The following is a 9465-nucleotide window of genomic DNA, read 5'->3' as shown; positions in this document are numbered from 1 at the left end:
CATTTGTAGCGCTGAGAACACCTCCGCTACCAGGTAAGCTACTAAATATAGCTTAGGCATGATGATAATTAGGAAAAGTTAAGAACATGTTTTGGCGTGATGTATTGTAAAAACTATTGACCTTGATTGAAATAATGTGTACTTATAAAGCTATTACATTATAGTATTTAAATAATACATAAGCTAAAGTATCTATAAAAAGTGCCAATAAACTGTAGGTGATGTCTAAATTAGTAAGGAGTAAATTGTTGGGTGTAACACGTCTTTGTTGATGAGTGGCCTGTTATATAAGAATAAAACTTGACTGTCTTTGTGAAAATTAATGACTGACTTGTCATTATATAACTTACTATTCGAACTTTCTAAATAATATGTGTCTACTGTAAGCTTTTTGTCAGAAATAATAATAAGTAATCATTAATAGCAGTATAAAACTGAATAAATGTCTGTTTAATTTGAAATTAAAGTGATATACCCAGTGATGGTGTTGTTGGCTAAGGGTGATGCTGACTTTATATAATCTAGCTAAGGACTTAAAAAAATAAGGTGCAAGCCATGAAAAATAAAATTATTAGTCCGTCCAGAAAATGGGTTGCCAGTCTGGCCTTGATAGCAACCTTACCTGTAGTATCAACAGGCTACTCTAGTGATTTGCCGGGGTATTTGATTTCTCAAAAACAAGTAGGGTTTATTTCTTACCCTAGTGAAACAGCTAATCAATTAATCGCTAGTCAAGACTGGGGGCAGCAGTCTATTTATACAAATACTGATTTATCGCAAGTGAATTTAGTCATTATTAATTTAGCTGAATATACAAGTAATGAAGCAATAAATATTGCTAAACAAGCCTTTAGAATGGGGAAAATCCTTATTTTAGATAGCTCTCAAGCAGCTAACTCTGATCAGGTTGCAGAAATAACGGCAAAAATTATTGGGATTGGTTTGACTGATCCTATAGTGGTTGTAAGAAAGCAGAACAATACTCCAGAATATAAATCATTATCTGTCAGCACAGAATTAACAGAGGAAGAAGCTAAATCACGTTTGGTAGAAGAAACAGAAGCCATTATTAAAGAATGGGATACAAGTGAGCTTAACTCCTCTAGTTCTTCTAAGTCCTCACGTGTCCGCCGTTCTGCTGCTTTATATTCTTCTACATCAACAAGCTCAACGCCTTATCGGCCCGAGGTTACAATTCCGTTGGAATTTAGACATATAGGTTTTAAGTGTCGTGTTGGTAAAGAATTTGATGGTAATGGATGGTCCAATAGTGCTAATTGGAATGGGACGATTGAGGATGCCTGTAATGGTGAAGCGAGTGTCTCATTATTTTATAATTTAGATTTTATCCGCTCAGTTCCATTTAATGGTGGCGGAGACCAAAATGCAGATAATGCTAAGTATGTGCGTGTTACATTAAATCCTGGTGGGGGTGAAACAGGTGGTTCAGCCAGTGGTGGTGCAGGGTGGCATCTTGTTGATAAACCTACTCATAAGCATACTTGGTTTGAAAGTTGGACAAATCGGCTAACCTGGTTTGGCCCTATTGCTATGGACTATGCAGTTGAAATTACCACTAGCGACTCAGATGTTCACTTGTTCAACACTATTCCCAATAATAAGCCTAAAGAGAGTGAAATTCGTGAAGTGTCGGGCTTTACTGTGGGAGTAGAAGCAGGTGGTAAGGCTGAGGTGGGTGAGAAAGGACCAACCGTAGGAGTTGAAGCCAAGGGAAGCTTTAGTTACAGCAGCCAGCGCTGGGTCACCTATAAAGCTCACGAATATACTGTTGAAAATCAGTCCAGAGCGGGAACTCAAGATCGTGCGAAGTGGCTGTGGGATCGAAAATTCAGTGAAGACAGTAAAAATTGGCGTACCAATGACACTTGTGCGCTATGGTGTAGTGATTGGTTTTTTAAAGATACTGCCTTCAGTGCAGCCTCTTACGCTAATTATAAGCCAGGTTTTAGTGCTACATTTCAGGCACCATCCGATAAATCAGGAGAGTCAACCTTTACTATTAGTAATAAAGTGACTGTGGCTGCATTAGGTGGACGAGTGCAGTATATGATTTGGTACCAAGGTTATACTCCATGGTCATACAATGGCACCGCCTATACATTTAATAAGAATTTTCGGGTGAACTGGGATGCACCAGTATTTGAACCTGAAGTGAATGTTTCAATAGAGGCATTTCGCAAAGATAGTCCACAAGGGATTTGTTTAGATGTAGAGAGCAACTCAATTACAGAAGGTACCAGAGTGATAGGTTATAGCTGCCAATATAGCAATAACCAGCTGTGGGGACTTGATAATTACCAACGCTATAGATCTCGTGTGGGTAAAGACCGCTGTTTAACTGCTGAGAGTGATAACAGGGTTACTGTTCGTAGTTGCACCGCTGCAGCTAACCAAAAGTGGCGTTGGGAGGGTGATTACTTAGTGAATGAGCTAGGGAAATATTTAGGTATAGTTAATGGTGAAGTGAAAATGACAAATAATGCTGATGATTATCGTGATTGGCGCAATTATGTCAGGAATATTGAAGCAGATAAAATATTAACGGTTTTGAATTAATAGTTATTTTATAAATTATGGGGTAACTTGGAAGTATTTTTGCGAGTTGCTCTATATAATGTTTGCTTGAAATTTATATGCCAATCCATGCTGGTTGTTTATGCAGTTCAATGTGTGCTCAGCATAGACTCACTACTGTACAAAAAGTACTCGACGCTTAAGTAAAGATAGCGTATTATTACTCGTTTTGTATTTGCACAATAGTGTAGTTAGTGAAGTAGTCTAATTGGGTGTTGTAGTCATGTTGTTTGCAGTTGACAAGGCTTTTTGTATAAGCATAAAAGAAAGAATAGATAGGCAAAAAATTGCTAAGGAAAGCCTTGCTAAATTAGGAACACCCCTGGAGTTTTGGTTAGTCGATAAAGACGTCGAAAACCCTGAGAGGGGCTGCTATAACTCTCATCGTGATATTGCAAAATATGCACTAGAAAATAATTATGAAAGAGTTTTAGTTTTTGAAGACGATGTAATGTTTCATCGAATTCCTAGTGCTAGAGAGTTAAGGCGATTCAATCAGTTTCTTAAGTCTAACCGTGGCGATATTTTTTATTTAGGTGCTTTGTTAGGAAGGTTGTGGCTAACCCCTAAATTAGGGATTGCCAGATGCAGTGCTTTTTGCACCCATTCTTATATACTAAATAAAAGTGGCATGGAAAAGCTGGTCGCTACTCCTTATGACGGAACTGCAGTAGACCTTGTTTATAAGCGAAAGCTTGATTCTTATTTGGCTTTTCCTATGCTGACATCACAGTTACCTTATGACGTAGCTTCAAGTGATATTTCTACCCATCGTAATGATAATGTTGTATTCACCGATGACAGTTGGGAAGTCAATAAACGTTATCAATACTGGTCTGCATTAAAGAATTTTAAGTATACCTTGCTTAACCGATCCAACTGCGGTCCTCGTTAGAAACTAATGAAAAGCCTACTAGTTTAGTAGGCTTTTTTTGTTGCTATTATTGCTTAGCATTGGTTTTAAAAAACGCCCAGTATGGGATTTTTTAACCTTAGTAACTTCTTCTGGGGTGCCGGTAGCGATAATTTCACCGCCACCATCACCACCTTCTGGGCCTAAGTCGATAATCCAGTCTGCTGTTTTGATTACATCTAAATTATGCTCAATGACTACGATAGTGTTGCCATGGTCGCGTAGACGATGCAAGACAGTTAATAACTGTTTGATATCATGAAAATGTAGGCCGGTGGTGGGTTCGTCGAGAATATATAGGGTTTGGCCGGTATCCCGTTTAGATAGTTCTTTAGCCAGCTTAACCCGTTGTGCTTCACCACCAGAAAGGGTGGTGGCATTTTGCCCCAGGTGAATATAAGACAGCCCGACGTCCATTAAGGTTTGTAATTTCCGATTAACTGCTGGAATCGCTTCAAAAAATACCAAGGCTTCTTCAACAGTCATTTCTAGCACTTCATGAATGCTTTTGCCTTTGTATTTAACTTCCAGGGTTTCACGGTTATAGCGCTTGCCTTTACAGACATCACAAGGCACATAGACATCGGGTAGGAAGTGCATTTCTACTTTAATGACGCCATCACCCTGGCAGGCTTCGCAACGGCCGCCTTTTACGTTAAAGCTGAATCGACCCACTTTATAGCCCCGTGATCGAGCTTCTTGGGTACCAGCAAACAACTCACGAATAGCCGTAAAAATACCTGTATAAGTTGCGGGGTTGGAGCGGGGGGTGCGACCAATCGGGCTTTGGTCGATATCGATACATTTATCAAAGTGCTTTAAACCACTGACCCGTTTATAGGCTGCGGGGGTTAAAGTGGTGGCTTTATTTAATTCAGTAGCGGCGATTGGGTAAAGGGTGCCATTAATTAAGGTAGATTTACCGGAGCCTGACACTCCAGTCACACAAGTAAATAAGCCGAAGGGGATTTCTAAATTAACATTTTTTAAGTTATTGCCAGTGGCGCCAACTACTTTCAGCATTTTTTTGCTATCAACTGGTGTGCGTTGGCTGGGTACTTCAATTGCTTCTTTGCCAGATAAGTAGCGTCCTGTTAATGAAAAATTATTTTTCATTACTGTTGCTGGCGTGCCTTCAGCAATAATTTGCCCTCCGTGGATACCAGCACCAGGGCCAATATCAATCACATGATCGGCAGTGCGAATGGCATCTTCGTCATGTTCTACCACAATAACCGTATTACCTAAATCCCGCAGGCGGGTCAAGGTGTTGAGCAGGCGATCATTATCTCGTTGGTGTAGACCGATAGAAGGCTCATCCAGAATATACATAACCCCGACTAAACCAGCTCCAATTTGGCTAGCAAGGCGAATCCGCTGGGCTTCACCGCCGGATAAGGTTTCGGCGCTTCTATCCAGGGTTAAATAGTTAAGGCCTACGTTGACTAAGAAATGCAGTCGCTCGCGAATTTCTTTTAAAATTTTATCGGCAATTTCACCTTTACGGCCAGGTAGTGCTAACTGCTCAAAATAGGCTAAGGCATTACCTACCGGTAATTTAGATATATCTGGCAGGGTGTTTTCTTCAACATAAACATTCCGTGCGGCTTCTTTTAAGCGGCTACCATTGCAGTCTGGGCAAGGTTGGGTATTTAAATATTTGGCTAGTTCTTCCCGAACACTTTGCGAATCAGTATCACGATAGCGGCGCTCCATATTGGGTAAAATCCCTTCAAAACGGTGAGATTTTTTAATGGTCATGCCGCGGTCATTGACATAATTAAAATTAATATGCTCATCACCACTGCCATGTAAAATAACCTGGCGGTATTTTTTAGCCAGCTTATAAAAAGGCGTATCAATATCAAAGCCATAGTGCTTGGCAAGTGAGGTGAGCATTTGAAAGTAATACACATTTCGTCTATCCCAGCCGCGTATAGCACCTTCAGCCAGAGTGAGTTCATCACTGGTGATGACTTTGGTTTCATCAAAAAATTGTCGGGCACCTAATCCATCACAAGTGGGGCAAGCACCTGCTGGGTTGTTAAAGGAAAACAGGCGGGGCTCTAATTCATTAATACTGTATCCGCACTCGGGGCAGGCAAATCGTGCTGAAAAGATTAAATCATCCTGTTCGCCATCCATAAAAGCGACTTCAGCGACACCATCGGTTAGATGAACTGCAGTTTCGAATGATTCTGCCAGTCGCAATTGCAGATCATCCCGTACTTTAAATCGATCCACGACGACTTCAATGGTGTGTTTTTTGGTTTTGGCCAGCTTGGGTACATCATCTAAATCAGTCACAATCCCATCGACCCTGGCTCGCACAAACCCTTGGCTTTTCAGCTCATTAATAATATGCAGATGCTCCCCTTTGCGGTCTTTCACCACTGGTGCCAATAGCATCAGTTTGGTGCCTTCTGGTAGCGCTAATACTTGGTCAACCATTTGCGAAATAGTTTGTGCTTCTAGTGGTTGCTGGTGAGCTGGGCAGCGGGGGGTGCCTGCTCTGGCAAACAGTAGCCGGAGATAGTCGTATATTTCGGTGATCGTGCCTACGGTGGAGCGCGGGTTGTGAGAGGTTGATTTTTGCTCAATAGAAATCGCAGGTGATAAACCTTCAATATGGTCGACATCAGGCTTATCCATCATGGACAAAAACTGTCGGGCATAAGTGGATAGTGACTCCACATAACGCCGCTGACCTTCAGCATACAATGTATCGAAGGCTAACGAAGACTTGCCAGAGCCAGACAGGCCTGTGATAACAATTAACTTGTCGCGAGGTATTTCTAAGTTAATGTTCTTTAAGTTGTGAGTGCGGGCGCCACGAACCAGTATCTTATCCACAACAGCATCCCTTACGGTGGGTGAATGAAAAAGAGTCGATTATATATGAACAACTAAATAGATGCAGGACCCTGAAAGCTCCTGTCATGTTGGGTAATAAAATTTAGTGGCAGGATGTTCTTGTGTGTGCAGTGAAAGGTATTGAGAAAGAGGATAGAGAATATAAGTCTAGTGTTTAATATGGAATAACAGCCTCTTCTTCCTCCGCTCTTGAAGGGCTGTCCATAGCCCATCAAGAGCTAAAGCGACATCCCTGTCGCAGCTACAGAACAGCCTATTACCCCATATCCGCTAGCTTGTGTGACATATATGAACAACAGAAATTGCTGTGTTGCTTAGGGCTAACGCTTGAAGTAACAAACCTGATAAAATTTATTCTTTTTCAGTGAAGTGCGAATGAGGGTTCAATGAATTTGAGTGGCATGACACATCGTGAGCGGAAAGCCTCTTTGTGTCTGGCATCTATTTTTGCCATGAGAATGCTTGGCTTATTTATGGTGCTGCCTGTATTGGCAATTTATGGCACTGAGCTAATTGGAGCAACGCCTGCATTAATTGGGTTAGCCATAGGCGCTTATGGATTTACCCAGGCTTGCTTGCAAATTCCATTTGGCATGTGGTCGGATCGACTGGGAAGAAAGCCTGTCATCATTATCGGCTTACTACTATTTATTGCTGGTAGTGTATTAGCAGCCATGGCTAATGATATTTATCAAGTTATCTTTGGCCGTTGTTTGCAGGGGGCGGGTGCTATCGCCAGTACCATTATGGCAATGGCAGCGGATTTAACCCGAGAAGAACAGCGTACTAAAGCCATGGCGATGATAGGCATCAGTATTGGTTTAGCCTTTTGCTTGGCAATGGTATTGGGTCCATTGGTAACGGATATTTACGGCTTAAGTGGTTTATTTTACTTAACAGCGGCATTGTCTGTTGTGGCTCTGGCGTTGGTTTGGATATTGCCTACGCCAATAGAGCAAAAACGCCATCGAGAGGCCAATACCGTATTGGGCCAAATAGGCCAAGTGCTTCGAAATGGTAGTTTGCTACGACTCGATATTGGGGTATTTGCTTTACATTTTGTGCTGATGGGAGCGTTTGTTGTAGTACCTGTGATTTTAGAAGAGCAAGCTGGGCTGTCTCGCCATCAGCATTGGTGGGTATATTTAATTACCCTAGTGTTGTCTTTTATAGCGATGGTGCCGTTTATTATTGTGGGCGAAGCCAAGCGTAAGATGAAAGAAATAAAGCTGGGGGCTATTGTCCTGTTAGCAATGGCAGTGATATTGCTTTACTTCAACCAACAGTCTGTTATTGGTTTAGTAGTAAGCTTGTTTGCTTTCTTTATGGCGTTTAACTGGCTGGAGGCTTCGTTACCATCATTAGTAAGCAAAATTGCTCCAGCAGGTAGTCGTGGTACTGCTATGGGGGTGTTTTCTACCTCTCAGTTTTTAGGTGCGGCTATTGGTGCATCAAGCAGTGGTTGGGTATACCAAACCTGGGGTATGTTAGGATTAACTCTATTGGCGGTTAGTATTCTGGTATTATGGTGGGTTGCTTCAGTGACTATGCAGCAGCCGCCTTATTTGAACAGTATTATGCTGGATTTGACCCAGGTGAATAAGATGTCGTCACCTGCAGATTTATCCAACACATTGGCAGCAGTGAGGGGGGTGGAAGATGTGGTCGTCATCCCAGAAGAGCAAGCTGCTTATTTAAAGGTTGATAAAAAGGCTTTGGATACTCAGGCCTTGCAAGCATACGGTTTTGGCGTATAACGACAGATTGAGGAGAGAAACATGCGTGGTGTAAATAAAGTAATTTTAGTCGGTAATCTGGGGGCTGATCCAGAAGTCCGTTATATGCCTAACGGGAATGCAGTCACTAATATCAGCGTGGCTACCAGCGAGCAATGGAAAGACAAGCAAACTGGCCAACCACAAACCCGTACTGAATGGCACCGGGTGGTGTTGTTTGGAAAGATTGCTGAAATCGCAGGGCAATATTTGCGTAAAGGTTCTAAAGTCTATTTAGAAGGAAAACTACAAACCCGTAAATGGCAGGCACAAGATGGCCAAGATCGATACACGACAGAAATCGTGGTGGATATGAATGGTCAAATGCAAATGTTAGATGCCCGTCAAGACGGTAGTGCCCCAATGGGTAATCCAGGTTACGGTGCACCACAGCAACAACCTCAAGGCCAACCTGGCATGATGGGCCAGCAGCCACCACAAAACCAAGGTTATCAACAACCAGCTCAGCCACAACAAGGTGGAATGCCCAATAACAACTTTGGCGGTCAACCTGCACCGGCTCAACAACAAGCGCCAGCTCAACCTGCAAATAACCCAGCACCAAGCGGTGCACCAGCTGGTGGCTTTGATGATTTTGATGATGATATTCCGTTTTAACCCTGATAAGAATAATTATGTAAATTATTGGGTGGAGTAAATTAATAGATAACACTATTAAAATAAATGTTTATTGAAATAATTAACCCCTTTTTTTCTGTAAAGATAGAAAGGGGTTTTTTATTGCCTATTGGTTTTGTATTAAAAGTATTTCGTATATTATTAATTTTGTTAAGTTAGCAGTTGATGTGTTTTATAAAATGTAAGGCAGTGTCGTAGTGAAAGTAGTTAGTGTTAGTCATACAAGTGGTGATTTGATACCTCTGTTGCTAGATGAAAATGGGTTGCCTATTCCCACGCCAAATGAATTTGTTTTGAGTCGCAGAACGCTTAGTCATAACACTCTTACTAGAAACCTCAGAGAACTTTCAGTTTTTTATCGCTGGCTTAAAAAGATGAAAATTAATTTCGAAGATCGTATCTCTTCATTAAGCTTTTTTACCGAAGCTGAAGTTTGTGGGAGTATGGTTGAATCATTGAGAGTTGAGCAGGATACACCTGGTAAGTTAGGCCAGAAAGTGGTGTCCCCCCATACTTTCAATCATAGGCTTATGACTGTACGCCAATACCTAATGTGGTGTATTGATGTGTATATTGGCTCGTTGCCTGTTGCTATAGCTAAAAATCTATAATCTGGCATAATACTACACATGACATATTCTCTCGACTTCAGACAGCACGTTTTTAAGT

The 9465-nt window shown here is 41.5% G+C and carries 6 protein-coding genes; 5 read left to right on the top strand and 1 reads right to left on the bottom strand.

Features of this window, described 5'->3' with window-relative positions; translation table 11 throughout:
- Positions 1–555 precede the first annotated feature (555 nt).
- Both ORQ98_RS27965 and ORQ98_RS27960 read left to right on the top strand, forming a co-directional pair.
- Positions 556–2577, top strand: coding sequence for a leukocidin family pore-forming toxin (locus ORQ98_RS27965; protein WP_274692125.1), 2022 nt, complete (start codon positions 556–558; stop codon positions 2575–2577).
- A 241-nt stretch (positions 2578–2818) separates the two neighbouring features.
- The gene (locus ORQ98_RS27960; RefSeq protein WP_274692124.1) at positions 2819–3490 is read left to right on the top strand and encodes a glycosyltransferase family 25 protein; all 672 of its coding nucleotides are present in this window, start codon (positions 2819–2821) and stop codon (positions 3488–3490) included.
- A gap of 18 nt (positions 3491–3508) precedes the next feature.
- Here ORQ98_RS27960 and uvrA read toward each other — a convergent pair whose 3' ends face one another.
- Positions 3509–6361, bottom strand: a complete 2853-nt coding sequence (uvrA, locus tag ORQ98_RS27955) for an excinuclease ABC subunit UvrA (protein ID WP_274692123.1) — start codon at positions 6359–6361, stop codon at positions 3509–3511.
- A gap of 422 nt (positions 6362–6783) precedes the next feature.
- On the opposite strand from uvrA, the gene ORQ98_RS27950 reads away from it, so the two are divergent.
- From ORQ98_RS27950 to ORQ98_RS27940, 3 genes are all read left to right on the top strand, one after another.
- On the top strand, positions 6784–8139 hold the full coding sequence (locus tag ORQ98_RS27950; RefSeq protein WP_274692126.1) for an MFS transporter: 1356 nt from the start codon (positions 6784–6786) through the stop codon (positions 8137–8139).
- A 21-nt stretch (positions 8140–8160) separates the two neighbouring features.
- Complete coding sequence (gene ssb, locus ORQ98_RS27945; protein ID WP_274692122.1) at positions 8161–8775, top strand: single-stranded DNA-binding protein; 615 nt, start codon at positions 8161–8163, stop codon at positions 8773–8775.
- 218 nt (positions 8776–8993) lie between these two features.
- Complete coding sequence (locus tag ORQ98_RS27940; protein WP_274692121.1) at positions 8994–9407, top strand: hypothetical protein; 414 nt, start codon at positions 8994–8996, stop codon at positions 9405–9407.
- The last annotated feature ends 58 nt before the right edge of the window (positions 9408–9465 follow it).

The organism is Spartinivicinus poritis (assembly GCF_028858535.1).
GTDB classification, from domain to species: Bacteria; Pseudomonadota; Gammaproteobacteria; order Pseudomonadales; family Zooshikellaceae; genus Spartinivicinus; species Spartinivicinus poritis.
This window is presented reverse-complemented; position numbering and strand designations above follow the sequence as displayed.

What these genes read in the sequence shown, in the direction of transcription:
- ORQ98_RS27965 (WP_274692125.1), top strand. Translation starts at nt 556, where the DNA reads ATGAAAAATAAAATTATTAGTCCGTCCAGAAAATGGGTTGCCAGTCTG.
- ORQ98_RS27960 (WP_274692124.1), top strand. Translation starts at nt 2,819, where the DNA reads ATGTTGTTTGCAGTTGACAAGGCTTTTTGTATAAGCATAAAAGAAAGA.
- ORQ98_RS27950 (WP_274692126.1), top strand. Translation starts at nt 6,784, where the DNA reads ATGACACATCGTGAGCGGAAAGCCTCTTTGTGTCTGGCATCTATTTTT.
- ssb (WP_274692122.1), top strand. Translation starts at nt 8,161, where the DNA reads ATGCGTGGTGTAAATAAAGTAATTTTAGTCGGTAATCTGGGGGCTGAT.